This is a genomic window from Methylobacterium sp. Leaf469, assembly GCF_001424745.1.
GTDB lineage: Bacteria > Pseudomonadota > Alphaproteobacteria > Rhizobiales > Beijerinckiaceae > Methylobacterium.
Genome location: NZ_LMRE01000044.1, coordinates 99,091 through 123,435 on the forward strand (window position 1 = coordinate 99,091; position 24,345 = coordinate 123,435).

General features: G+C 68.3%; 22 protein-coding genes. 10 read left to right on the forward strand and 12 right to left on the reverse strand.

The features are described from left to right. Positions 1-397: 397 nt before the first annotated feature. Entirely contained in the window at positions 398-934 is a 537-nt protein-coding gene (locus ASG60_RS19550) for a PAS domain-containing protein (protein ID WP_244472953.1), read from the reverse strand. A gap of 1,022 nt (positions 935-1,956) precedes the next feature. Here ASG60_RS19550 and ASG60_RS19555 point away from each other — a divergent pair. Further along, positions 1,957-3,681, forward strand: a complete 1,725-nt coding sequence (locus ASG60_RS19555; RefSeq protein WP_056387286.1) for an ABC transporter ATP-binding protein — start codon at positions 1,957-1,959, stop codon at positions 3,679-3,681. A gap of 8 nt (positions 3,682-3,689) precedes the next feature. On the opposite strand, the gene ASG60_RS19560 is transcribed toward ASG60_RS19555, so the two are convergent. Then, complete coding sequence (locus tag ASG60_RS19560) at positions 3,690-4,346, reverse strand: hypothetical protein (protein WP_056387287.1); 657 nt, start codon at positions 4,344-4,346, stop codon at positions 3,690-3,692. A 28-nt stretch (positions 4,347-4,374) separates the two neighbouring features. Further along, positions 4,375-4,983 carry a hypothetical protein gene (locus ASG60_RS19565; RefSeq protein ID WP_056387289.1) on the reverse strand — a complete coding sequence of 203 codons (609 nt, stop codon included), beginning with the start codon at positions 4,981-4,983 and terminating at the stop codon, positions 4,375-4,377. 119 nt (positions 4,984-5,102) lie between these two features. Between ASG60_RS19565 and ASG60_RS19570 the strand changes: the two genes are divergently transcribed. Continuing rightward, a complete protein-coding gene (locus ASG60_RS19570; protein WP_056387291.1) occupies positions 5,103-6,086 on the forward strand; it encodes a hypothetical protein in 984 nt (327 codons plus the stop codon). Here ASG60_RS19570 and ASG60_RS19575 read toward each other — a convergent pair. Both ASG60_RS19575 and ASG60_RS19580 read right to left on the reverse strand, forming a co-directional pair. Next, entirely contained in the window at positions 6,074-7,261 is a 1,188-nt protein-coding gene (locus ASG60_RS19575; RefSeq protein ID WP_056387416.1) for a glycosyltransferase family 4 protein, read from the reverse strand. The genes ASG60_RS19570 and ASG60_RS19575 overlap by 13 nt on opposite strands. Before the next feature lie 8 nt (positions 7,262-7,269). Further along, positions 7,270-8,334, reverse strand: coding sequence for a glycosyltransferase family 4 protein (locus ASG60_RS19580; RefSeq protein WP_056387293.1), 1,065 nt, complete (start codon positions 8,332-8,334; stop codon positions 7,270-7,272). Between the two features lie 48 nt (positions 8,335-8,382). Between ASG60_RS19580 and ASG60_RS19585 the strand changes: the two genes are divergently transcribed. The 6 genes from ASG60_RS19585 (at position 8,383) to ASG60_RS19610 (ending at position 17,798) form a co-directional block, all read left to right on the forward strand. Next, the gene (locus tag ASG60_RS19585; RefSeq protein WP_056387295.1) at positions 8,383-10,437 is read left to right on the forward strand and encodes an HAD-IIB family hydrolase; all 2,055 of its coding nucleotides are present in this window, start codon (positions 8,383-8,385) and stop codon (positions 10,435-10,437) included. Next, positions 10,427-11,302, forward strand: coding sequence for a galactosyltransferase-related protein (locus ASG60_RS19590; protein ID WP_056387296.1), 876 nt, complete (start codon positions 10,427-10,429; stop codon positions 11,300-11,302). The genes ASG60_RS19585 and ASG60_RS19590 overlap by 11 nt, the downstream gene beginning before the upstream one ends. Before the next feature lie 14 nt (positions 11,303-11,316). Continuing rightward, complete coding sequence (locus ASG60_RS19595) at positions 11,317-12,426, forward strand: glycosyltransferase (RefSeq protein ID WP_056387298.1); 1,110 nt, start codon at positions 11,317-11,319, stop codon at positions 12,424-12,426. 34 nt (positions 12,427-12,460) lie between these two features. Beyond that, positions 12,461-13,399, forward strand: a complete 939-nt coding sequence (locus ASG60_RS19600; RefSeq protein ID WP_056387300.1) for a galactosyltransferase-related protein — start codon at positions 12,461-12,463, stop codon at positions 13,397-13,399. Next, a complete protein-coding gene (locus ASG60_RS19605; RefSeq protein WP_056387302.1) occupies positions 13,396-14,463 on the forward strand; it encodes a glycosyltransferase in 1,068 nt (355 codons plus the stop codon). Before ASG60_RS19600 ends, ASG60_RS19605 begins: the two co-directional genes overlap by 4 nt. 380 nt (positions 14,464-14,843) lie before the next feature. Further along, positions 14,844-17,798, forward strand: a complete 2,955-nt coding sequence (locus ASG60_RS19610; protein ID WP_082531846.1) for a hybrid sensor histidine kinase/response regulator — start codon at positions 14,844-14,846, stop codon at positions 17,796-17,798. An 86-nt stretch (positions 17,799-17,884) separates the two neighbouring features. On the opposite strand, the gene ASG60_RS19615 is transcribed toward ASG60_RS19610, so the two are convergent. The 6 genes from ASG60_RS19615 to ASG60_RS19640 form a co-directional block, all read right to left on the reverse strand. Beyond that, positions 17,885-18,355 carry a YidB family protein gene (locus ASG60_RS19615; RefSeq protein WP_056387304.1) on the reverse strand — a complete coding sequence of 157 codons (471 nt, stop codon included), beginning with the start codon at positions 18,353-18,355 and terminating at the stop codon, positions 17,885-17,887. 99 nt (positions 18,356-18,454) lie between these two features. Then, positions 18,455-18,838 (reverse strand): CsbD family protein, encoded by a 384-nt coding sequence (locus ASG60_RS19620; RefSeq protein ID WP_056362624.1) that lies wholly within the window; start codon positions 18,836-18,838, stop codon positions 18,455-18,457. Between the two features lie 83 nt (positions 18,839-18,921). Continuing rightward, complete coding sequence (locus tag ASG60_RS19625; protein ID WP_056387307.1) at positions 18,922-19,125, reverse strand: CsbD family protein; 204 nt, start codon at positions 19,123-19,125, stop codon at positions 18,922-18,924. 227 nt (positions 19,126-19,352) lie between these two features. Then, on the reverse strand, positions 19,353-19,697 hold the full coding sequence (locus ASG60_RS19630; protein ID WP_056387424.1) for a CsbD family protein: 345 nt from the start codon (positions 19,695-19,697) through the stop codon (positions 19,353-19,355). A gap of 57 nt (positions 19,698-19,754) precedes the next feature. Next, complete coding sequence (locus ASG60_RS19635; protein ID WP_156398965.1) at positions 19,755-19,940, reverse strand: CsbD family protein; 186 nt, start codon at positions 19,938-19,940, stop codon at positions 19,755-19,757. 96 nt (positions 19,941-20,036) lie between these two features. Next, positions 20,037-21,494 (reverse strand): helix-turn-helix transcriptional regulator, encoded by a 1,458-nt coding sequence (locus ASG60_RS19640; RefSeq protein WP_056175961.1) that lies wholly within the window; start codon positions 21,492-21,494, stop codon positions 20,037-20,039. Positions 21,495-21,909: 415 nt separating this feature from the next. On the opposite strand from ASG60_RS19640, the gene ASG60_RS19645 reads away from it, so the two are divergent. Beyond that, positions 21,910-22,992, forward strand: a complete 1,083-nt coding sequence (locus ASG60_RS19645; protein ID WP_244474362.1) for an acetylhydrolase — start codon at positions 21,910-21,912, stop codon at positions 22,990-22,992. A gap of 95 nt (positions 22,993-23,087) precedes the next feature. Here ASG60_RS19645 and ASG60_RS19650 read toward each other — a convergent pair whose 3' ends face one another. Further along, on the reverse strand, positions 23,088-23,822 hold the full coding sequence (locus tag ASG60_RS19650) for a Crp/Fnr family transcriptional regulator (protein ID WP_056304349.1): 735 nt from the start codon (positions 23,820-23,822) through the stop codon (positions 23,088-23,090). A gap of 151 nt (positions 23,823-23,973) precedes the next feature. On the opposite strand from ASG60_RS19650, the gene ASG60_RS23230 reads away from it, so the two are divergent. Further along, on the forward strand, positions 23,974-24,339 hold the full coding sequence (locus ASG60_RS23230; RefSeq protein ID WP_200918890.1) for a hypothetical protein: 366 nt from the start codon (positions 23,974-23,976) through the stop codon (positions 24,337-24,339). The last annotated feature ends 6 nt before the right edge of the window (positions 24,340-24,345 follow it).

Here is a 24,345-nt window from a genome sequence, read left to right on the forward strand (position 1 = left end):
ATGTTGTTCCACCAGACGTTGAGATGGGGACGCGTATTCAAGGGTTCTAACTTCATAAATCGAAACACGCGATCTGGAGTTTGCTGATGTCGTATTCGATTTTTGTCAGACGAATCGATCCTGCCCAATGTTGCATGCCGGAGGTTCTGGCCTGCGAAATCGAGAGTGAGGGAGAAGCCTCTCGGATCGTGCGGCACCTCGCGACCTCGTTCGGAGAATTCGGCCTCGACACGTGCCGGAGCGTCTACTGGTTTCGCAACACCGGTGGCCTGCACGAGATCTGGTCTGCCGCTTCGGCTTGAGGCCAAACGGCGACCAGAGCGAAGAAATACGCGAGCTTTCGAACGGGTTCGATAGTCTCGCAACGAACCTCCGGAAGTCATCGCATCTTGACGGGTCAGGGCCTCGATCTTCGCGCCAGGACGCATCCGATCTCCAGCAGGAGCATGTCGACCATGAGGGCCAAGTGGGTGTCACCGCTCCGCCGGATCGCCGCATGGGCGCGCATGCAATGGTCGGCGGCCTGATGAAGCGGGTCGGTGTCGGCCTCGACATCGGGCGGCGCCAGGGCCCGGTGGGCGTCCGTTGTGTCGATGTAGGTTCCATGTCCACGCATCACACCGGTCGCGTCGCGGTGGAGATGCCCGCGGTTCAGGATCCACCGGATTTCACCGGATGCGGTCAGGACACGAAACTCGGCTGCAACGGGGCCGCCGATCTCACGCACATGGCGGACCCATGCGAACACCCACTCGCGGTCGTCCGGGTGGATGCGCGCGAACGCGACATCGAGGGGGATCGGCTTGCCCGCGATATCGGGATTCCCCGCAAGCAGGGCGGCGGCCCCCTCGTCCAGCAGGGAGAGGCCCGCGGCGACATCGGTGTTCCAAGTTCCGACGATGCCCGCAGCCTCGGGGGCGAAAACGTTCGTCATCGCTGATAACATCCGTCCCTCGCTGTTCTAGATCAAACCGTCTTTCCAAATCTGTTTCGACGGACCCTCGAATACCGGGCACCGCAATACTCTGGGCACGATTGTTGCGGTGTTCGGTCTCGCCCATGCGTCGATCGGACGCCGTTCTGTAGCCGTCGGATCGGTGCACCACGTTGAAATACCAACCGTGGATGTCGGCCAATCATCGAAGTCTCGCCCATGACCCTGACCTCAGAAATGCGTGTTCTTAGGCATCGGCACCGGTTGGGATATCCACCGATGAGATCTGCAATGAACCCATGATGTGCGGAAAATTTTCCAATCCGATTTATACTCAGCAATTGCAACGCGCCAGAGCGTCGCTTGGTACCAAAAAGTCTACCAACTCTCTAATGTACAAAATCGTACATGAATACGATTTGGATAAACTTGATTGTTTCTCTGAAGCTTGGCGATTATTTTATCGAATCGACCTGCCTCATAGCACTCGGCGATGCCGAGCCACTTGCAACGTTCGAGATAGTCGACCTCTCGAAAGCATTGAATCATAGCATCGCGAAATCTACACAAGGGCTTGCCAGCACGATGCACCAATCGGAGGTTCCGTCGTTAATAAGCCGGAGAAAAATCAAATGATCGTACCGTCAGAATAACGGTAAACGATTGTAGACGCAGGTCGCCCACGCCGAATTTATTAGCGAAAATTTATAAACGGGCCTGCCGCGTCGTGAACACAGGGCCTCGGCCCGGGTGGCCCCCGCGTTACCCGGCCTCGCCGGGCTGGTGGACAGGCATCTGCGACCCTTCGTGGCCCTTGCGCCATGCCCGCTCGGGGATAGCCCCCGTGCCTGGTGCGGCGGGGCCGGCTGCGCTAGGAGCCCCCCGGGACAAACCGTGTCCCCCCGTGCTGGCGGCCGCCGACGGCGGCGCACCAGTTGCCTGCGCAACCGGCTTCCGTGCCAGACCATCTGCGGGAGGGCCTGTTCCGCCCTTCACTCTCTTAACGCCTGACCGGGTTTCCGATGCTGAAGGCCTTTTTCGCCTATTACCGGCCGCACCGGACCCTTTTCCTCGTGGATTTCGGCTGCGCCGTCCTGTCCGGCCTGTTCGAGCTCGGCTTCCCCATGGCGGTGAAAGCTTTCGTCGACGTGCTGCTGCCGCGCCAGGACTGGCAACTCATCCTGCTCGCTGCCCTCGGCCTGGGGCTGGTCTACCTGGCCAATGCCGGCCTGATGGTGGTGGTGACCTACTGGGGCCACGTGCTCGGCATCAACATCGAGACCGAGATGCGGGCCCGCGCCTTCGACCACCTGCAGAAGCTCTCGTTCCGGTTCTACGACAACCAGAAGACCGGCCACCTCGTCGCCCGCGTGACCAAGGACCTGGAAGAGATCGGCGAGGTCGCCCATCACGGCCCCGAGGACCTGTTCATCGCGGTGATGACGCTCTTTGGCGCCTTCGCCCTGATGCTGTTCGTGCATCCGCCGCTCGCCCTGATGACGGCCGCAATCCTGCCGGTGATCACCTTCGTCACCCTCCGCTATGGCGGGCGCATGACACGGAACTGGCAGGCGCAGTACGGCCGCGTCGGCGCCTTCAATGCCCGCATCGAGGAGAATGTCGGCGGCATGCGCGTGGTCCAGGCCTTCGCCAACGAGCCGCACGAGCGGCGTCTCTTCGCCTCCGACAACGCGCGCTACCGGTCGACCAAGCTCGAAGCCTACCGGATCATGGCCGCCAGCCTGTCGATCAACTACCTCGGCATGCGCCTCGTCCAGATCGTGGTGCTGCTCGGCGGTGCCGCCTACGTGGTACGGGGCGAACTCACCCCCGGCGGCTTCGTCGGCTTTGTCCTGCTGGTCGGGGTGTTCTACCGGCCCCTCGAGAAGATCGGCGCCGTGGTCGAGACCTACCCCAAGGGGATCGCGGGGTTCCGGCGCTACGCCGCGCTCCTCGCCACCGCGCCCGACATCGTCGACCGCCCGGGCGCCGTCGCGGCGCCGCCCTTGCGCGGCGACATCCGCTTCGAGGGCGTCCGGTTCGGTTACGCGGAGGACCGTCCGGTCCTGTCCGGCCTCGACCTCGCCATCCGGGCGGGCGAGACCGTGGCGTTCGTCGGCCCCTCGGGCGCGGGCAAGACCACCCTGTGTTCCCTGATCCCGCGCTTCTACGAGGTCGACGCCGGGCGGATCACCATCGACGGCTTCGACATCCGCGACGTGACCCTCGCCTCCCTGCGCCGCCAGATCGGCATCGTGCAGCAGGACGTATTCCTGTTCGCCGGTTCGATCCGCGAGAACATCGCCTACGGCCGCCTCGATGCCGACGATGCGGCTATCCGCGCGGCCGCGAGCCGGGCTCGCCTCGACGGGCTACTCGCCGGCCTGCCCGAGGGGCTCGATACCCTCATCGGCGAACGTGGGGTCAAGCTTTCCGGCGGCCAGAAGCAGCGCCTCGCCATCGCCCGCGTCTTCTTGAAGAACCCGCCGATCCTCATCCTGGACGAGGCGACTTCGGCCCTCGACACCGAGACCGAGCAGGAGATCCAGCGCTCGCTCACGGACCTCGCCCGGGGCCGAACCACCCTGGTCATCGCGCACCGCCTCGCCACCATCCGGCAGGCCGATCGCATCGTCGTCGTGGGAGAGGTCGGCATCGTCGAGCAGGGGCCGCACGAGACCCTTCTGGAGGCCGGTGGCGCCTACGGGAAGCTCTACGCGGCGCAGTTCGCGCAGGGTCGGCGGTAGACCGTCCGTCAATCCTCCGGCGTCCCCGAGATCCAGAGCGCATGTGCCGGTCCCGTCGCCGTGTCGGGCTTCGCCGCCCCGATGAACACGATCAGCGGCCCGTACGCGGTCTTGGGCGGATGGTAGAAGTCGAGCAAGCCGGGATGCAAGGCCTGCAGGAATCGCGGTGGCCGCTCGGCCGCGTGCAGGAAATGGTCGATGACGACCTGATCCCCGTGCACGGCGTTCGGCACCGGGCCGCACGAGCCCGGCGCCATCCAGTGCTGCGGATCGGTGGCGAACCGCTCGTACAGGAAGGCGAGATCGTCCGCGTGCCACCGCACGAAGGCGCTGGAGACCCTGCCTTTGTGGAAGTAGTCCTCCATGGTGGCAAAGCCCGGTTCGGCCAGCGCCGACGCATCGCCCGCGAACACCGTGTCGAGGTCGCACAGCACCGTGGTACCCGTCGCAAGGCCCGGCCGGAACGCCTCCATCTTCGACCACCAGGTGGGCCAGTCGTGCCGCAGCGGCACGATCTCGACCCCCGGACAGGCGATGGTGCGATCGGTCAGGCAGACGATCCGGTCGAAGGCCGGTGCGAACCGGCGGGCGCCGGCAGCGAGACGCTCGACCCAGACCGCATCGTAGCGGCCCCCATGCTTCAGGACGGTGAGGAGGGTGGCCATGGGCGATCCGGGTGAAAGGGAGGGGACGTCAGGACGCGATAGGCGGATGGAGTCGCAGGCGCCCGTCCGCCTGGGCTTCTTCGAACCAGTGCCGTTCGGCGTCCCACGGGTGCCCCGGCCACCCGGCGAACCCGAATCCGTAGACATCGATGGGCGGCAGCGACGGGGCGCGCGCGTCCAGGATCGCAAGGGCGACGAGCAGACCCGTGCTGGGGTTCGGCGGCCCGGAGGTTCGAGGCGCCAGCACGTCGTGGGCGCGCGCATGCAGCGCGCGGGTCAGGGTATGTACGGGGCGGCCGGTAAGGCGGTCCCGAAGGGGCGCCGTCCAGCACACGCGTTCGGACGCGCCTTCCTCGTCGGGCGCGAGTTCGGGAAACGGCAGCAGGAACCGCGCGGCTCGCCGGATAGCGGGGCGTGCGGTAAAGCCGTCCTCCTCGACCCAAGCCCGCGCCTGCCCGCCGCGATTGACGAGGGCGAGGAGGGTCACGCGCGTGCCCGCCGGGCCGCCGAAACCGGGTGCGTTGTTGAAGCGCACGATCGATGCCGACGCGTCGATGGCCTGCCCCCGGTTGCCGAGCTCGGGGGCATTGCCCACGAGGGCGAGGCTCGGGGCGTTGAAATCCGGGATGGACGGCATGAAACGGGACGCCTTCGGACCTGAAAGTCGAGCCGGGTCATAGGAGATGCGGGGTTCGCCCCGACAGTGTACGCAGCGTCGCGCCGAACAGTCGGGCAGGGGCAGGAGCGACCGGAACCATGCGACGCTGTTTCGTCTGCCTGGCCGATACCCTGGAGCCGACGGACCGATCGATCGCCTACGAAGACGGTGTCCGGCGGAGGTTTCCGTTCGCCTGCGCCTCCTGCGGCGTGCTGTTCGAGCGCGGTGCCGACGAAGCGGCATGCTGGGACCACCTCGCGGCGCATCTCGCCGGTGAGACGTTCCGACTCGCGCCGGACGCGCCCTACGGCCTCGACCTCTACACCTTGCGCACCGCCGCGACCCGGCTCGCGCGGGGCATCCGCGCCCTGAGCGAGGACGACCGCGCGGCGCTTCTCCGACCGCATTCCGAGCGTGCGGCCCGCGGCGGCCTCGTCGACCTCGCGGCGATGCCGAAAGCCCAGGTTTCCCTCGGGGTTCTCTGCCGACCCGACGACCTGCAATCCGTCCTGGGTGGCCTGCCGCCGCACGCGGCCTGGACCCGGGACGTGGCTGTGCTCGTCGATGCGCCGGAGGCTCCGCCGGAAACCAGCGCGCTGGCCGGATTTCCGCCCGGCGCGGTACGGGTTGCGGCGCGTCCCCTCGCGGGTGATTTCGCGGCCCAGCGCAACGCGCTCCAGGCCCTCGCGCGGCAGACCTGGATGCTCCAGCTCGACGCCGACGAAGCGCTGTCGCCCGCCACCGCCGGGCTGCTTCCGGCGCTCGCCGCGCTGGCGAAGGAGGGCGCCGCCGTGTCCATCGGACTGCCCCGGCGCAATGTCGTCGATGGCGTGCTGTCGGACGTGTACCCGGACGTGCAGTACCGCCTCAACCACGCGACGGTGCGCTTCCAGGGGCGCGTGCACGAGCGGCCGGATCTTGGCGGCGACTGGCGCCGAAGCATCATCGCCCTTCACGGCTCCATCGATCATCGTCTGTCGCGCGCCCACGTGGCGGCGCGCTCGATCCGGTACGAGGCCCTGTACCCCGGCCGCGGACGCGTCGAGGAGGCGGCGGCCCTGTTGCGGGTCTATCGACCCTGACGCGCCGCCGCGATGGCGCGCTCGTAGAGCGCCAAAGTCTCGCTCCCGAGGCGCGCCCGGTCGAAGGCCCCGCTCGCCGCCAGGGCCCGCGCGCGCAGTTTTGTGCGCAGGTCCGGGTCCCGAAGCAGCGGCCGGATGGCGTCGGCCAGCGCCGCACCGGTCGCTTCCTGTGCGAGCAGGCCGGCTCCCGGCCGCCCGACGAAGGCGCGGGCGCTGGCATCGGCTGCGCAGGCGACCACCGGGCGGCCGTAAGCGAGGGACTCCTGATAGACGAGGCCGAAGCTCTCGTAGCGGGAGGGCGCCAACACGAGGTGCGCTCGCCCGTAGGATTCGGCGAGGGATGCCCCGTCGATGCGACCGAGGGCGCGCAAGTGCCGTCGTGCCAAAGCCGAAACGCCCTGCGGAAGGTCGGCTTCGGAGACGCCCACGAGATCGACGACGAAGGGCGGTACGATGCCGGCCTCGCACTCGGCCCCGAGCAGCGCGGCGGCATCGAGGAGAAGGTCGAAGCCCTTCCGGGCCTCGGCCCGGCCGACGAACAGCAGCCGCACCGGAGCCTCCACGGCATCGGGGTAGGGTGCGGTCCGGCCGCGTTGGAGCATGTCCGGCGGCAGGCTCAGGCCGATCACGGCGTGAGCCTGCCGGGGCGGGATGCCGTAAAGGCTCGCGATCCGGACCGCGTGGTCGTCCGTGTTCGAGATGAGGCCGGCGCTGCCGCGCGCCTGCCAGCGCTCCAGCCGGTCGGCAGTACGGCCGTCGAGGCGGTCGCGGAGGGACGTCGCGGGACCCCGCGTGAACGCGGCCGGGGTCGAGTTGCGTGTGACCAGCGGCGGTCCCGACCGCGTCAGGAAGGCGGCCGGCGCATACCAATTCGTGGCCTCGATGCAGTCGAAGGGCTGCCGTGCGTGGGCATCCAGAACCGCCCGGTAAAACGCCAGCGGCGCGGCGAGGTGTCCGGCCGAGCCCCACAGGCGCAAGCGCGCCAGGGCCGAGCCCGGCGCGAGGCCGATGCCCCGCACGGCGACACCGCCGGCCTCGCCCATGCCGATGCGGTCGAGGGTGAACACCGTGACGGCCACATCCCGAGCCGCCAGGCTTTCGGCGATCTCCCGCGCGGCGGTGGAGAGGCCGCTCGGGGCCGGCGGGTAGTCCCAGGCGAGCAGCGCCGTGCGCACGATTCCGCTCATGCGGAGAGCAGCCGGCGGTAGATCGAAAGGTAATCGGCCGCCATGCGCTCGGATGTGAAGCGTGCCTCGAAGCGCTTCCGGACGCGCGCCCGGTCGAGGTCTCCCACGCGGGCGAGCGCCACCACTGCCTCGGCCTCGGACGAGACGATGAAACCCGTGATGCCGTCCTCGATGATTTCCGGCACGGAGCCACGATTCCAGGCGATCACCGGCGTCCCGCAGGCCATGGCCTCGATCATCACCAGGCCGAAGGGCTCGGGCCAGTCGATGGGAAACAGGAGTGCCCGCGCATCGCCGAGCAGCCGACCCTTGGCGGCGTCGTCCACCGGACCGACATAGACCGCGTCGTCGGCGAGGAGCGGACGCACGGCCCGGTCGAAGTAGTCGGGGTTGCCGACATCGACCGTGCCGGCGAGACGGATGGGCAGGCCCGCCGCACGTGCGACGCGGATCGCCGTATCGGGGCGCTTCTGATCGGTCATCCGGCCGACGAAGGCGAGGTGGCCCTTCGGATTCGAATTCAGGGCGTAGCGGTCGCGGGCGATGCCGTGGTGGACGATGCCTGCCCTGTTCGCCGCCGGGACGCCGGCTTCCTGTGCCGCCGAGATCGCCGCCACCGGCAGATCGGGGAAGCCGGCGAAGAACAGTGCCCGGTCGCGCTCGTCCACCCGCCAATGCACCGTCGTCAGGCTGCGGCATCGGCGCGCGCCGAGGATCGCCGCATGGGCGAATTCGCCGTGGCAATGCACGATGTCGAAGCTGTCGAGCCGGCGGGCAAGCGCTTCCATCTGCAGAGCTTCCAAGGCGGAGGGCACCCCCGGTGCGACCTGGCCCTCGCGGGCTTCGAGGGCGGCGAGACTGGGGTAATCCCCGACCCTTGGTATATCTGTCGCACTGTCGGACGGCGCGAACAGCGTTACCTCCACGCCGATGTTCTGCAGGGCGACGCTCAGATCGTGAACGACGCGCTCCGTCCCCCCATGGTGCAGGGGCGGCGTCGGAAAGATGTTGGGGGCAACCTGTGCGACACGGATCGCGGATGATATTTCGGCTTTAGACATGAATTTCGTCGAGTTTCCCACGCGTCATCTTGTGACACCTTGCCTTTGATGTTCGTTCTTCATATCGCGCTTCAGGGTTGTCTTCGTGGCGAAGATGTCGCTTACGGGCTCACGGCGGATACGGGCGGTCATATCCGCTACCTGCTGGATCTGGTCGAGGCCTGCGCGCAGGACACCGAGATCGCCCGGATCGTGATCGCGACCCGCCTGTTCGGAAGCGCGTTCGGCGACGCCTACGCCGTGCCCGAGGAGCCAGTGTCGAGCAAGGTGACCATCGTGCGACTCGCGAGCGCGTCGCCGGGCTACCTGCCGAAGGAGGCGCTCCACGCCGAGGTGGAGAGCCTGTCGGACGCTCTGGTCGCCTGGATCCTGGCGCAGCCGACCCGTCCCGACGTGATCCACGCCCATTATGCCGATGCCGCCGTCGTCGCGGCGAACGTCGAGGACCGACTCGGCATTCCGTTCGTGTTCACGGCTCATTCCCTCGGGCGTGTGAAGGCGAGGGCGCTCGGATGCCCGGCGACGGACACGCCGTCGCTCGACCACCGCATCGCGGCCGAAGAGACGGGTCTCGCGCGCGCGGCCCTCGTCATCGCGTCGTCCCGCGACGAAGCGGAGGTCCAGTACGCGACCTACGCAGCCTACGATGCCGGCCGCATTCGCGTCCTGCCGCCGGGAAGCGACCTCGCACGCTTCCAGTCGGCTCGGACCTGCGCGCGGGTGGACGCCACCCTCGACCGGTTCCTGCGCGAACCCGGGAAGCCGGCACTGCTGGCGCTCGCCCGTCCGGTGGCGCGCAAGAACCTCGCCGCCCTGGTCACGGCCTACGGTGAGAGCCCCGAACTTCAGGCCCGGGCCAACCTGGTTCTCGTCGCGGGAACCCGCGACAACCTCGATGACCTCGACGGCGGCATGGCCGAGACCATGCGCGAGTTGCTCGTACTCATCGATCGATACGATCTCTACGGGCGGGTGGCTTATCCGAAGACCCACCGCCCGGAGGACGTGCCGGCGATCTACGCCTATGCCCGCACCCGGGGCGGGGTCTTCGTCAATCCGGCCCTGAACGAGCCTTTCGGCCTCACCCTGCTGGAGGCTTCGGCCGCAGGGCTCCCCCTGGTGGCGACGGACAGCGGCGGTCCCAACGATATCGTCGAGACCTGCGGCAACGGGCTCTTGATCGATCCGCGCGCGCCCTCCGAGATCGCGCGGGCCTGCCTGCGGATCCTCGACGAGCCGGGCCTGCGCGAGCGTTTCGTCGCCGGTGGCGCGCGGGCGGCCGCCGCCTACGATTGGGACCGGCACGCCGCGCGCTATCACGCCCTGTTGCGCGCCCTTTCCGTCGCCGAGCCGCCCCTCGGCGATCCGCGCCAACTGCTCATCTGCGATATCGACAACACCCTGGTCGGTTGCGAGGCGGGCCTGAAGGCCTTCAGTCAGTGGCGCAGCGAGCAGGAAGGCCTGGCCTTCGGTGTCGCCACCGGGCGCTCGTTCCACAGCGCCATGGCGATCCTGGAGCAGCAGGCGAGCCCGCGACCCCAGGTGATGATCACCTCCGTGGGGTCGGAAATCTATCACCTCGACCCCAACGGGGTGAGCTACACGGCCGACCGGACCTGGCGGGATGTGGTGTCCCGCGGCTGGGACCGGGCGCGCGTCCACGCGGCGCTCGCCGAAGTCGCGGGCCTCGTGCCGCAGGGGCCCCTGGAGCAGCGGACGCACAAGCTCAGCTATTTCGGGGACGTCGCCACCGCCCGGCAGGTGCAGGCGCGGCTCGACACGGACGGCCTCGCGGCCACGATCATCCACAGCCATGGCCGCTACCTGGACGTCCTGCCGCCGGCGGCCTCGAAAGGGACCGCCGTCGATCGCGTCCGTGCCCTCTACGGTCTCGCTGAAGCCGATGTGTTCGTGGCGGGCGATTCCGGCAACGATGTCGAGATGCTGCGTGCCCGACGGCAGGCGATCATCGTGGCGAATTTCTCCGACGACCTCGCGAGCCACGCGGCGCTCGCCCATTCCTACGTCGCCCGCGCCACCCATGCGCGCGGCGTCATCGAGGGCGTCGCCCATTTCCGGAAAAGTCCGGCGCATGCCATCTGATCGAGCGGCCGGCGTCAGCGTCCTCACCCTGGTGCGAGGCCGCGACGCGCACCTGCGTAACCTCATGCTCGGGCTCGCCGGGCAGACGATGCCCCCCCTGGAACTCGTCATCGCCTGGATGCAGCCGGAGCCCGCGCTGGATCTGCCGGATGCCGGCTGTCCCGTCCGCCACCTCCACGTGCCCGGGGAGCCGATGCCGCTCGCCGCCGCCCGCAACAGGGCCGCCGCTGCGGCGCGGGGCGAGCGCCTGATCTTCCTCGACGTGGACTGCATCCCGGGCCCGGGGCTGGTCGCGGCCTATGCGGGTGCCGAGGCGGAGGGGCTTTTGCTCGGCGAGGTGCTCTACCTTCCCGAAGGCGCCATCGGTCCGCACCTCGATTGCGCAGCCCTCGACCGGGTCGGGCGGGTGCATCCGGCCAAACCCTCCATTCCCGCCAGCGGCCTGCGCCGGGAACCCGAGGCGAAGGAACTCTGGGGCCTGTCCTTCGCCCTTCCGGCCCGCGCCTACGCGAAGATCGGCGGCATGGATGAGGGCTATGTCGGCTACGGTGGCGAGGAGACGGATTTCGCCGTGCGTCTGGCCGCGTCCGGCGTGCCGACCGACTGGATCGCCGGCGCGCGCGCCTATCACCAGCATCACCCCGTCCACGTGCCGCCCCTGCCGCACTTCGAGTCCATCCTGCGCAACGCCGCCCGCTTCCACGCCCGGCACGGGACATGGTGCATGGAGTACTGGCTCGGCCAGTTCCGCGACGCCGGGCTCATCGGTTGGGATGCGGACGCGCCCGCGATCCGCCGTCTGCGCGCGCCGTCGCCTGCCGAGATCGCCGACGCCCGCCGGCCCGGCACCTGCCTGTTCTCCTGACCCGCCCGAGGCCCATGCCGAAACCCATCGCCTTCTTCGTCCACCATCAGGGGCGCGGCCACGCCAACCGCACCCGCGCCCTGGTGGCCGAATTCTCCACCGCGCGGCCGGTTTCGGTGCTGACCGCCGATCCCGGCCTGTTCGACGGGTTCTCGCGCGACATCGAGATCATCGCCCTGCCCAACATGATCGGCGCCGCCGTGCCGACGGCGCGCCTATTCGCCGAACCGACGCCGCAGGTGATGCATTGCGTGCCGCTCGGCGTCGCCGAGACCCGCCGGACCATGCGGACGATCCTCGACCACCTCGACGACCGGCAGGTCGGTCTGTTCGTGGTCGACGTCTCGGCCGAGATCGCCCTGCTGGCCCGCGCCGCGAGCGTGCCGGCCGTGCAGATCCGCATGCACGGCGACCGCTCCGATATCGGCCATATTGGGTCCTACGAGGCCTGTGTCGGCATGCTCGCGCCGTTCGACCCGCGCCTGGAACAGGACGACTACCCCGCCTACCTGCGCGCCAAGACCTTCTACAGCGGCGGTCTGTGCACCAGCGTCGATCCGGTGCCGTCGCGCGCTGACGCCCGCGCCCGCTTGCGGCTCGACCCCGACCGCGAGATCGTCGTCGCCGTCACGGGAGGCGGAGGCAGTGGTACGCCCTACGCGCCGCTGACGGTTGCCGCGCGGGCCGTGCCGGACGCCCTGTGGCTGACCCTCGGACCGACCCATCGCGAAGGTCACGAAACCGATTTCGCCAACCTGCGCGAGCTCGGCTGGGTCCCATCCGTCACCGATTACCTCGCGGCCGCCGACATCGTCATCGCTTCGGCCGGCGACAACACGGTCCACGAGGTCGCACGGGTGGGGGGACGGCTCGTGGTGATGCCGGAATGGCGCTACTTCGGCGAGCAGACGCGCAAGGCCGACGCCCTCGTACGTCTCGGCGCAGCCGTGCAGGCGCCGAACTGGCCCGGTGACCTCCAGGGCTGGCGCGACCTCCTCGACCGCGCCCGCCGCCTCGACGGCGAAACCCTGCGCCCGCTCCATGCGCCGGACGCCGCAACCCGTGCCGCGGGCTGGCTCGAGAGCCTCTCCGACGACCTCTGGGCCGGCGCGCCCGGCGTCTGATCGTATGCTCAACTCCAGTTCGGACCCGCAAAATATGTCGACCGTTTCCGTCGTGACGCTGGCCAAGGGGCGGCCGGAGCATCTCGCCAACGTGGTGCGGGGCCTGATGCGCCAGACCCGAATGCCGGACGAACTCATCGTCGCATGCATGCAGGAGCAGCCCTACGATTTGCCGGAGACGCCGTTCCCGATCCGCCAGATCGTGATGGCCGGCGATCCGCTGCCCCTGGCGGCCGCGCGCAACCGCGCCGTGGCGACGGCGTCGGGCGGGGTGATCGTGTTCCTCGACGTCGATTGCATCCCGGCGCCGTCCCTTGTCGCGGATTACACCCGTCATCTCGAAGAATTCGACGGCCTGCTCATGGGCGAGGTGCTCTATCTCCCGGCCGGTGCCACCCTGGGCGACTGGACCTACGAGGCCTTCGCGGCCGTCGCCGAGAAGCACTCGGACCGGCGCGGACCACCGGCCGAGGGCATCGAGGTCTGCGGCGACTACCGCTGCTTCTGGTCGCTGAATTTCGCAATGCTGCGCGCGACTTTCTTGCGGCTCGGCGGCTTCGACGAGCGCTACTCCGGCTACGGCGGCGAGGACACGGATTTCGGAAAGACCCTGGATGAACGCGGCATCGCCATTGCGTGGTTGAAGGGTGCGCTGGTCTATCACCAGTACCATCCGCACCATATGCCGCCGATTCACCACATCGCCAGCGTGGTGCGCAACGCCGAGCTGTTCGAGGCCAAGTGGGGCTACCGCACCATGGGCCACTGGCTCTACGCCTTCCGCCTCATGGGCCTGATCGACGATACGCCCGGCCAGCCGATCCGCATCCTGCGCGAACCGGATGCCGACGATCGCGCACTCACGGGCCAGCATGGCCACCAGCCCTATACCAACACCGCCTCGGTCATCCGCATCCTCGATGCGCGAATCGCGGCCGGGCAACCCGCAGGTACGGAGCCCGCGGCCGCATGAGGATCGCCCTCCTGGCGCATGTGCGCCAGCCCATCGCGCCGCCGTTCCGGGGGGGCATGGAGGCCCATAGCTGGCACCTCGCCGAGGGGCTCCGGGCGCGCGGCCACGACGTCGTGCTGTTCGCCTCGGGGGACAGCGACGGGCGTTTCGCGATCGATCCGGTGCTGCCCGAGCATCAGGAGAAGTCGTTCCCGGGCGAGGAGCACACCGGCAATCCGGCGCTCATCGCCCATCTCGACGCCGGCTATGCGGCAGCCTGCGACCGCATCGCCGCCGGTGGCTTCGATGTCCTGCACAACAACAGCCTGAGCCGCCTGCCCCTGGAACAGCGGCGGACGCGGGCCGTGCCGACGGTCACGTCGCTGCACGTTCCGCCCTACGACGCCCTGCGCTGGTTCGTGCAGAACAGCATCTCGCCCGCGCACCGCATCACCGCCACGTCGCACGGCCAGATGCATGCGTGGTTTCCGCAAGGAAGCCCACCGGAGGTCTCGGTGCTGCACAACGGCGTCGATCCGTCGGCCTGGCCGTATCGCGACCACGGCGATGGAAGCGCGGTCTGGTGCGGCCGGATCACCCCCTTCAAGGGCACGCATCTGGCGATCCGAGCCGCACGGCGCGCCGGCATCGCCCTGACCCTGTTCGGCTCGACGGAGGACACCGCGTACTGGGAAGGCGTGGTCTTGCCCCTACTCGGCGGCGCGATCCGCTATGGCGGGCACCTCGACGGTCCATCCCTGGCGCGGGAAATCGGAAAGGCCTCCGTGTTCCTGTTCACGCCGTGCTGGGACGAGCCGTTCGGCCTCGTCGCCATCGAGGCCATGGCGTGCGGGCTTCCCGTCGCCAGCATCGATCGGGGTGCGGCCCGCGAAGTCATCGGCGAGGCGGGGGCCTTCGCCCCGTCCGGCGACGAGGACGCCCTGGAGGTCGCCCTGGCCGGTGCCATCGCGGAGGCTCTCGCGATCCCTCGCCGAATCGCGCATGCGCGCGTGCGACAAAACTTTACCCAGAATCTGTGGCTCGACCGATGCGAGCGTCTCTACGCGGAAGCCCGCAACGCATAAATCCGTGCTGGCGTACAGCGATGTGATCTCGACCGTAGAACAATCCGAGCGTATTGCCCCTATATCCATCTTCGCGTGTGCCCTGCGGGCGAAGATTCCGTGAATCTTCGTAGGCCACTTCCGGTCGCCGTTGACGGTCAGGCGGCCTCGAACCTGTCGCGGCGGCTTTTTGCGGCCGACCCATGGCGTCGCCGTCTGGAGCGCAAGTCTGTTTTGCGGCAAGAGACGCCTATGGAACGACGCCCACTCTCCGATATTCGCTTGCCACCGTATTCCCGTCCCACGGCCGGCCGCATCGACGCGGGGTGCAAGATTTGGCCGTGCCCGTCCGAACCGCTCGCTGCTCAAGTCATCCGCCGCGCCCCTTCGAGCTCGTCCGTATGACGGGTCCGGAGGCTGCCGAACTCCTGCAGCGTGCCGACGCCCTCGCGGAGGAAGCCGCGCGGTTGCGTGCTCAGGTGCACGGGCAGGTGCCCTGGGCCAAAGACCCAACGACCGTGCCGGAGTCCGGGATCTCCCCGCCTGGGCCGGGAGAGGCCGAGGGGCACGCGCGAGCGATCCTCGACAGTACCACCCGCATCGCCATCATCGGCATGGACCCGGACGGACGCGTCACCGACTGGAATACGGGCGCCGAGCGCATCTTCGGCTGGACCCGCGAGACGATCCGGGGCCAAGCGATCGAACGGCTGTTCACGCCGGAGGATGTCCTGTCCGGCCACCCCGCAGCCGAGCGGCGCCGTGCCCATGACCAGAGCCGTGCCGACAGCGAGCGCTGGTATCTGCGGGCGGACGGGTCCCGGTTCTGGGCGTCCGGGGAGACGACGCCACTGCGCGATCCCGGTGGCGACCTCATCGGCCTCGTGAAGGTCCTGAGCGACCGCACCGAGGAGCACCGGATCGGCACCGCCCTCGAAGAGACCGAGACGCGTCTGCGCCGGGCGCAGGAAGCCGGCGGCATCGGGGTGTTCTCCGTCGGGATCGACGACGCCATCCTCTACACCACGCCGGAATTCTGCCGCCTCTACGGCTTGCCCGAGCGGGCGACCTATCCGGCGGCGGCGTTCGAGGTTCTGATCATCCCGCAGGATTCACACCTCGTCTCGACGGCGGAGAGCCGCCGGCGCGGGGACCTGATCCGTGACGTCGAGTACCGGATCCGGCGACCCGATACGGGGGAACTCCGCTGGATCGCCCGCCGGGGCGAGATCGAGCGCGACGGCACCGGCCGTCCGGTCCGCTTCTCCGGCGTGGCGCGCGACATCACCGAACAGCGCTATGCCCGCGATGCGCTGGCTACGAGCGAGGCACGGTACCGCGCGCTGTTCGAGGCCATCGACGACGGCTTCTGCATCATCGAGTTCTTCGACGGGCCGCACGGACCTGCGAGCGACTACGTCCACGTCGAGGCGAACCCTGGCTACGAGCGCCATACGGGCATCCCGAACATCGTCGGCCGTACCCTGCGCGATCTTGCGGCCGCCGAGGCGGATGGCTGGCTCGACCTCTACGGAGGCGTCCTGCGGACGGGCGAATCGATCCGGTTCGAGCGCGCCTTTCCGGCCGCCGGGCGCCACATCGAGGTTTCCGCCGCCCGGATCGAACCGCCGAGCCGGCGCCAGGTCTCCGTGCTGTTCCGGGACATCTCGGCACGGCGCGCGGCCGAGGACGCCCTGCGCGCCAGCGAGGCCGTGGCCCGCGAGAACGTCGAGCGCGTGCAACTGGCGTTGGCCGCCGGTGCGATCATCGGGACCTGGGTTTGGGATCTCGCCGCCGACCGCTTCAGCGTGGACGAGGCCTTCGCCCGCAGTTTCGGCCTCGATCCCACCGTGGGACGCGAAGGCCTGAGCCTCGCCCAGGTCATCGAGACCGTGCACCCGGACGACCGAGACGCCCTGATGGCGGCGATTGGCACGGCGTTGGCGCAAGGCGGGCCCTACGCGCACCAATACCGCACCAAGCGTGCGGACGGGCTCTACTACTGGCTGGAGGCGAACGGGCGTGTCGAGCATGCTCCGGACGGCACGCCGTTGCGGTTTCCGGGCGTCCTGATCGACGTCGAGGAGCGACGCGCCGTCGAGGCCGAGCGCGAGCGCGTCACCGAGCAGCTCCGCAGCCTCAACGAGACCCTGGAGCAGCGCGTCGTCGAGCGGACGGCCGAGCTGATGCGGACCGAGGAGGCCCTGCGCCAGTCCCAGAAGATGGAGGCCGTCGGGCAATTGACCGGGGGCCTCGCCCACGACTTCAACAACATGCTCGCGGGCATCGTCGGTTCGTTGGAGCTGATGCAGACCCGACTGCTCCAGGGCCGGGTCGGCGATATCGAGCGCTACATCGCCGCCGCACAGGGCGCGGCCCGCCGCGCCGCCGCCCTGACCCATCGTCTTCTGGCGTTCTCGCGTCGTCAGACCCTGGCCCCGAAGCCCATCGATGCGAACCGTCTGGTGGAGGGCATGGAGGAGCTGGTGCGCCGCACCGTCGGGCCGGCGGTCTCCGTCGAGGTCGTGGGGGCGGCAGGACTGTGGTCGACCCATGTCGATCCGAGCCAACTGGAGAACGCGCTCCTCAACCTGTGCATCAACGCGCGCGATGCGATGCCGGACGGCGGGCGCATCGTCATCGAGACCGGCAACCGCTGGCTCGACTCGCGCAGCGCCCGCGAGCGGGACCTGGAGCCGGGCCAGTACATCTCCCTCTGCGTCTCGGACAACGGCACCGGCATGACGCCGGACGTGGTCGCGAAGGCCTTCGACCCGTTCTTTACCACCAAGCCCATGGGGGAGGGCACCGGCTTGGGGCTCAGCATGATCTACGGATTCGCCAAGCAATCGGGCGGGCAGGTGAGGATCTATTCCGAGCCCGGCGAGGGCACCATGGTGTGCCTGTACCTGCCCCGTCATCTCGGGGAGGCGGAAGGGGTGGAGGTGGTCCCGGATCTGTCCGAGGCGGCACGGGCGCGGGCGGGCGAGACGGTGCTGGTGGTCGACGACGAACCGACCGTCCGGATGCTCGTCACAGAAGTGTTGGAGGATCTCGGCTACGCGGCCATCGAGGCGGCCGACGGCGCTTCCGGGCTGCAGGTGCTGCAATCGGATGTGCGCATCGACCTTCTGGTCAGCGATGTCGGCTTACCCGGTGGCATGAACGGCCGGCAGATGGCGGAGGCGGCGCAACTCTCGCGGCCTGGCCTGAAAGTTCTCTTCATCACAGGCTACGCCGAGAATGCGGCCCTCAACCACGGCCACTTGGCGCCCGGCATGCAAGTCATGGTCAAGCCGTTCGCCCTCGAAGCACTGGCCGCCCGAATCCGCAACCTCATCGAAGGCACGGGTTGAGCGACAGGTCCGTCGCGTCGGCGTGACCGTCCCGCGTGAAGGGCCGGCACGCTTCTGCGCCGGCCCTTCACGCGCCCTGCGGGACGTCAGGCCGGCTGGCGGCCGTCTTGGGCGTAGCGGTCGATGGCCGAGGGCAGGTCGCGCGACAGGCGCGAGAGAATGTCGGCCCGGCTCAGCCCGGTCTGCTTCTGAAGCCCGTCGAGGGTCTCGGCGCCGATGGCCTTCTCGAGGTCCGCTTCCGGGACGTCGCGGTTCTGGCCCTGGTTGATCCAGGACTTCGCCGTCTCGCCATGGCCGCCCTTGGTGAAATGGTCGACGAGTTCGCTCAAGCCGCTGGCGATGAGGCCACCGACGCCGGCCGTACCGACTCCGCCGAGCAGGCTGCCGAGATTCCCGAGGTTGCTCGACCCGCTGCCCTGTGGAACGTGCGGAACGGTGCCGTGCGCGGCACCGGCGCTGCCGCTCTTCAGCAGCTCGGCGATCTTGTCACGGTTCTGGTAGCCGGCGACAGCCAGCAGACCCAGAAGGGCGGTCATCGAGGGGTAGCCCTTGCTCATGGTGGTGTCCTTTTCGTCTGAACGGGATCGTCTCGGTGGCACGTCGGGCCCGAAAGGGGCGGGCGACGACGAGACCTTGGACTAGGATGGAGGACTGGATCAGCGAGACGGGCGCAGCAGCCAACCGGCGGCGAAGGCCAACGCGGCCAGGGCCAGCACCGTTGCGCCGCGATTGGCGTCGGCGTAACCGACCGCCTGTCGCCCGTAAGCCTCACCCCGGCGACGGGTCTCGCGGGCGTAGCGGCTGCCGTCGTCGAGAAGGCGCTCGCCGCGGCGGCGTGCCTCGTGAGCGAGGTGGCTGCCGTCCTCGATCCAATCCTCCGCACGGTCGCGGGCCTGTCCGTAGGCGTATTGCGCACCTCCGGCGACCTGATCGACGGCGCCGCGCACCTGACGCGCGGGATCACCCGTGATGCCGCCGAGGGTCGATTGCGCCCGACCCTTGAGATGGCGCGTGGCGCCTCGGAACTGGTCGCTGTTCATGGTCGGCTCCTATCGGGACAGGCAACTTCAATGGGCAAATCGTAAGGGCGGGACGGCGCGATGCCGTCCCACGAGGCGCACGATCAGATCTTACTCTTGACCTTGTCGGCGAAGTTCTGGGCGCCGTCCTTGACGTCGCCGACGGTCTTCTGAGCTTCGCCCTTCAGTTCCTGGGCCTTGCCTTCCGCGACGAGCTTGTCGTTGCCGGTGACGTTGCCAGCGGCCTGCTTGACGTTGCCGACGGCCTCGTTGGCCAGGCCCTTGATCTTGTCGGTGGTGCTGCTCATCGAAAAAACTCCTGTGCTGCGAGGGGGTGAACGGACCGGTCGATCCCAACCGGCGGAGGGTCCGGCCCCGGGGAACCGAGGCCGAAGGGATCAGGCGCGACGCGCGTCGTAGCGGTCGGCCACGGCGCCGTCGTCCTGCTTCTGGTCGTCGTCGGTCTGCGTCTTCGCCTGATCGCCCGGGATGCCCCGCGTCTTGCCGAGGGCGTCCCACGCGGCGGCGCCGGATATCAGCGACGGGAATGGATCAGGAGGGCGAGGCCGTAGCCGACGGCGCCGGCGATCAGGAGCGCGACGAGTGGGCTTTCCTCGACTCGGTGGGCCACGGCACGCCGGCCTTCGCGAAGGTAGTGGCCGGAATTCTCGTAGGCGTGCTCGGCGTAAGCCTGCGTCTGGTCGGCTGCATGCCCGACGCTATCCTTCGCCTGGTCGTAGAGATTCTCGGCGCTACCCTGCGCTTCGCGGAAGCGGCCTTCGACGGAGTCGCTCTGAGACCCGATGAGATCACCGATGGTGCCCTGAGCCTTTCCGGCGAGTTCCCGGGCAGCACCCGTCGCGCGGTCCGTATCGACCATGATGTTCATCCTGTTGGTTGTTGTTGCGTTGGAAGCATTCGCTTCTGGCGATTCGGGCTACGACGAGCGCGCCGAGCCGGACTTGCCCTCGGGCGTCCCTTCGGACTCGGAGGAAGTCTTTTCGGCCTTGCCCTCGGCTTCGACCTTCACATCACCGGTCAGCTTGCCGATGGCCTCCTTGATGGACGCCTTGGCGACGGAATTCTTCTCCTTCTCAAAGGTCGGCTTGCGCGTATCGGTCATGTCCGTCCCCAAGGGCGATGCACTGGTCACGATGGTCAGATGGACCTTCGTGGACTTGGCGCAATAATACGGATGTACTGGTATCTTGGCTTTTTGTTACGGGGCGGTGGGGTTCGGAAATCCGTTGTCGCGCCCCCACACGATTACCTCCGAGCGCTTGTGAAGACCGAGCTTGCGGTAGAGCGCGGCGGTGTGGTTGCGGACCGTGTTGCGCGAGAGGTTCAGGCGCTTGGCGATGGCGTCGTCGCTCAGTCCGGAGCAGACGAGGCCGAGCATCTGTCGCTCTCGGACCGTGAGGGTGAGGGTCGGATCGTCCCCAGTCCGCTCACCCGGCTGGCGCAGGTTCGCGAGCTTTTCGATGAGTCCGCGGCTGAACCACGACGTGTCGGCCATCACCGCCTCGATGGCGGTGAACAGATCGCGCTCGGAGCGTTTGCGCTCCGTGATGTCCTGCAGGACGATGAGCACGAAAGCCTCGTCGGCGATGGTCACCCGCTCCGCCGAGATCATGCAGTCGAGTTCGCTGGGCTCCTGGGAGCTCAGGCAGGTCTCCAGCCCGAGCACGTAACCGGTTCGGGTCAGTGCTGCCTCGAATCGGACGCGGGCGGCTTCGTTGACCCAGAGGCCGATCTCCTCGGGGGTGCGGCCGGTGACCTTGTCCTGTCCGTAGCCGAACACCCGGCTGAAGGCTTCGTTGACGCCCGTGATGGAGAAGCCATCGGCCCGGCACAGCATGGTCGGAACGGGCGTGAGCTGGAATGCCTTGGCGAAACGCTCCTCGCTCTGCCGCAGGGCGGTCTCGGCTTTCTTGCGCAACTCGAGGTCCGCGAAGGTGAACAGCATGCAGGGCTCGTCACCCATCTCGATGGGCTGCCCGGCGACGATGACGAAGCGGGTCCCGCCATCGGGCAGGGTCAGGCACGCTTCCATCTGCGGAATGGTGCCGCCCGCGTTGAGCCGGGCAATGGCGAGGTCGCGGCTGCGGGCACCGGCCAGCACGTCAACCTCGTAGACGTTGCGGCCGATCACGGCGTCGCGGGTGTGCCCGGTCATTTCGAGGAACCCGGCGTTCACCTTGACGTGGCGCAGATCCGACAGCCGGGTGATCACCGCGGGCGCCGGATTGGCATTGAAAGTTTTCTCGAATCGTTCCTCCGCCTCGAACTGATCGGACACGTCCTTGAGGATCAGGGCGAGGCAGCTCGGACGTCCCTCCCGGTCCGTGGCCACGAGGCTTCGCAGGGAGTGCACGAAGGCGACGTCCGGACGGTCGGTCCGCTTCACGTCGACCACGACATCGTGGAACGTCTCGCCCGAAACGACGCGCTCCATCGGGTAGTGCTCGGGTGCACGGTTGTTGCGATAGCGGAGGGAGAAGCGCTCGCGGTAGGCGTCCACGGTGGCGCCGAGTTCTTCCAGGGCGTCGGCGCCGTGCATCGCCAACGCGGCCTCGTTGGCGTAGGTGATCGACTGATCTGGCTCGACCAGGATCACGCCCTCGCTGAGGCCGGCGATGATCTGCCGGAGTTCATGTCTGTCGACGCCAGACGTCACGGGTCCGCTTCGCTCCCCGCCGCCAGGGTGGCAGCGGGCGTCCAACGGACCGCACCCGGGCAAGTTCCGAATCGCCTCAAGGAAATATGGTACCTGCGTATCAAACGCTTAGGACACCTTGACGAAAGCGCCTCCGGCATCGGCCCTGTGCACCGTGGAGTTCCGGGGCTGGCGGACCGGCTCGGACAGACGGTTTGCCGGTCGCGCCTGGGTTGCGCTCGCCGGCCTGTCACCCGTTTCCGACACAGCCGGTGCGGGAGCACACCGCCCGGCACCGGCGGCTGTAGACCGCGTCGCCTTCGGCGTTCACCTTGGCCGTGAAGTTGACCGAATCCCTTCCGCGGATCCGGCCCCACCATTCCGCCGCCGCGAGGGTTTCGGAAGAGGCCAAGCTCGTTACAGGCCCGAGGCTAACGTGACCCACGCCGACGATGTCGCCCCCGTATCGCCGGCCGGTCCCGTGGGCCCACGCACGGGCAACGGGGGCCTGACGCGCCGTCGCGTCGGCGCCATGCTGCTCGGTGCCGGTGCGGGAGGGCTGCTCTCGGGGCTTCCAGCCGTGTCGGCGCCGGCATCGGACGTGACCCGGTTCGTCGATTTCGAATGGGTCGATCCCGCACGCGGCCGCGTGGTACCGGCGCGGCTGTACTGGCCGGGCGCCTCGGCCCGAAAGGGGCCGGTGCCGCTCATCGTGTTCTCCCATGGCCTCGGTGGCTCGCGGATGGGCTACAGTTACCTCGGCGAAGCATGGTCGGCGCAGGGCACGGCGAGCCTTCACATCCAGCACGTCGGAAGCGACCAGACCTTGTGGCAGGGCAACCCGATCCTGCTCCTCGACCGCCTCGACAGCGCGGCCGACGAACGCGAGGCCATCGAGCGGACGCACGACGTGAGCTTTGGCCTCGACCAGTTGCTCCAGCGCGGCAATCCCTTCCACGCCGCCATCGACCGGAAGCGCATCGTCGCGGCGGGGCATTCCTACGGGGCCAACACCACGCTGATCCTCACCGGCGCCCAGGTGGTGCGCGATGGAAAGCTCCTCGGCTTCCGCGACCCGCGCTTCTCGGCCAGCATCGTCATCTCGGCCCCGCCCTTCTACGGCGAGACCGACCTCGCGGCAGTCCTTGCCTCCGTCGACGTTCCCACGCTCCACGTGACCACGACGGAAGACACGATCCGCATTCCCGGTCGCTACTCCCCCGTCCAGGACCGCCTCGATGTCTATGCGGCGATCCCGACGCAACAGAAGGCCCTCGTGGTGTTCCAGGGCGGCTCGCACAGCGTGTTCACCGACCGATCGTTGAGGAACGGTGGACCGCTGAATCCGCTGGTGAAGCGTGCGACGGCGGAGGTCGGCCTGGCCTTCCTCGATCTGGTCCACCGCTCCGCTCCCGTTCCGCTCGAAGAATGGGGTGCCACGTGGAAGCCGATCCTGGCGGCGGCACCGACGCCGTTTCCGGTTGCCGCACAATTGGCGAACCATAAGCGCCGGGCCTGAAGCGAGGTCGGATGCCGTCCTCGCGTTGCGGACGGAAACGGGAAACCCACTCACCGACGCGAAATCCGCGCGCGCTCGATCACCCGGCCGCCCATTCAGGCATCGAACCGCGCGCCGACCCGGTCAAGATGCAGGTAGTTCGGGTTGAAGGACGCGACGCGTTCCAGGGCCGGCAGGTCCGGGATGGTCAGGCGGCGCCCCCTCAGTTCGAGCAGTCCTTGCCGACGCAGGGACTGCAGGGTCCGGTTAACGTGGACGGGTGTGAGGCCGGCGACCTCGGCGAGATCCGTCTGCGTCAATGGTAGATCGCAGCCTCCGTCCTGCATGTGGCCGATCCCGCGCAGGCGATAGAACAGCTCGCAGAACAGGTGGGCGAGGCGCTCCACCGCGTCCCGCCCGCCGAGGTTGAGGATCCACTCGCGTTGCGTCGCCGCGTTCACGAGGGATTCCCACCACAGCGCCCGCGTGACCCGTGGACGGGCCGTCATCATCTCCTCGAACGCGGGCGGCGGAATCTCGACGAGCGCGACGGGGCTCAGTGTTCCGATGGAGTGATCCATCTCGGACAACACGAAGACGTTGTGGTCGCATAGGTCGCCGGGCAAAAAAAGAGCCACGATCTGGCGACGTCCGTTGGGGAGTTGCTTGTAGCGGCAGGCCCACCCGGACAGGATGAGGCGCACTGCCCGCGGGGCCTCACCTTCGCGGACGATGTCCGCACGCGAGGCGAAGCGGCGAACCGGGCCCTCGGTGAGGATCTCGAGTGTCCGCCGATCTTCGTCGGACAGGCGACTGAACTGCTCCAATTTGGCGATCAGAGGGTGATCCACGGTCCGGTCCTCCGTTTCCGACTTCCATCCATGTGCGGAACGCGGAAACTGCGCCGCACCTGATCCAGGTAAGGTCATCGAGCCATGACCTGTGTTAGCATTCTTTTGCCGTAACGCCGCCCGTGCGGCTCAGACCATCGCGAGCCCGCTCTTGCCACAGTTCCACTTCCACCTGCGTACGCCGGCCGGCCTCGACCCCGACGATGACGGCCTCGCCCTGGCCGACCTCGACACCGCTTACCTCGAAGTCTGTGCTTCGATCCCCGACATGGCGGCGGAATTCGCGCGCAAGGGGCTCAGTCCACTGCCCTACGCCTTCGTCATCGCCGATGCCGCCGGCATTCCCCTGATGGAAGTACCCTTCGCGGAGCGTTTGAACAGCCTGCGCAAGTCGGCCCGGCCCGGGCAACTGGCACGGGCGCGCCAGTTGTCGGGCGAGATCGCCGAAGTGATCCGTGCGGCGCGTGAAACCACGGAACGGTCGCGGGAGATCCTTGCCCGGTCGCGGGCGTCATGATGGCGC

Excerpts from the sequence above, each read along its gene's own strand:
- ASG60_RS19550 (WP_244472953.1), bottom strand. The coding sequence starts at position 934 with ATGACGAACGTTTTCGCCCCCGAGGCTGCGGGCATCGTCGGAACTTGG.
- ASG60_RS19555 (WP_056387286.1), top strand. The coding sequence starts at position 1,957 with ATGCTGAAGGCCTTTTTCGCCTATTACCGGCCGCACCGGACCCTTTTC.
- ASG60_RS19560 (WP_056387287.1), bottom strand. The coding sequence starts at position 4,346 with ATGGCCACCCTCCTCACCGTCCTGAAGCATGGGGGCCGCTACGATGCG.
- ASG60_RS19565 (WP_056387289.1), bottom strand. The coding sequence starts at position 4,983 with ATGCCGTCCATCCCGGATTTCAACGCCCCGAGCCTCGCCCTCGTGGGC.
- ASG60_RS19570 (WP_056387291.1), top strand. The coding sequence starts at position 5,103 with ATGCGACGCTGTTTCGTCTGCCTGGCCGATACCCTGGAGCCGACGGAC.
- ASG60_RS19580 (WP_056387293.1), bottom strand. The coding sequence starts at position 8,334 with ATGTCTAAAGCCGAAATATCATCCGCGATCCGTGTCGCACAGGTTGCC.
- ASG60_RS19585 (WP_056387295.1), top strand. The coding sequence starts at position 8,383 with ATGTTCGTTCTTCATATCGCGCTTCAGGGTTGTCTTCGTGGCGAAGAT.
- ASG60_RS19590 (WP_056387296.1), top strand. The coding sequence starts at position 10,427 with ATGCCATCTGATCGAGCGGCCGGCGTCAGCGTCCTCACCCTGGTGCGA.
- ASG60_RS19595 (WP_056387298.1), top strand. The coding sequence starts at position 11,317 with ATGCCGAAACCCATCGCCTTCTTCGTCCACCATCAGGGGCGCGGCCAC.
- ASG60_RS19600 (WP_056387300.1), top strand. The coding sequence starts at position 12,461 with ATGTCGACCGTTTCCGTCGTGACGCTGGCCAAGGGGCGGCCGGAGCAT.
- ASG60_RS19605 (WP_056387302.1), top strand. The coding sequence starts at position 13,396 with ATGAGGATCGCCCTCCTGGCGCATGTGCGCCAGCCCATCGCGCCGCCG.
- ASG60_RS19610 (WP_082531846.1), top strand. The coding sequence starts at position 14,844 with ATGACGGGTCCGGAGGCTGCCGAACTCCTGCAGCGTGCCGACGCCCTC.
- ASG60_RS19615 (WP_056387304.1), bottom strand. The coding sequence starts at position 18,355 with ATGAGCAAGGGCTACCCCTCGATGACCGCCCTTCTGGGTCTGCTGGCT.
- ASG60_RS19620 (WP_056362624.1), bottom strand. The coding sequence starts at position 18,838 with ATGAACAGCGACCAGTTCCGAGGCGCCACGCGCCATCTCAAGGGTCGG.
- ASG60_RS19625 (WP_056387307.1), bottom strand. The coding sequence starts at position 19,125 with ATGAGCAGCACCACCGACAAGATCAAGGGCCTGGCCAACGAGGCCGTC.
- ASG60_RS19630 (WP_056387424.1), bottom strand. The coding sequence starts at position 19,697 with ATGGTCGATACGGACCGCGCGACGGGTGCTGCCCGGGAACTCGCCGGA.
- ASG60_RS19635 (WP_156398965.1), bottom strand. The coding sequence starts at position 19,940 with ATGACCGATACGCGCAAGCCGACCTTTGAGAAGGAGAAGAATTCCGTC.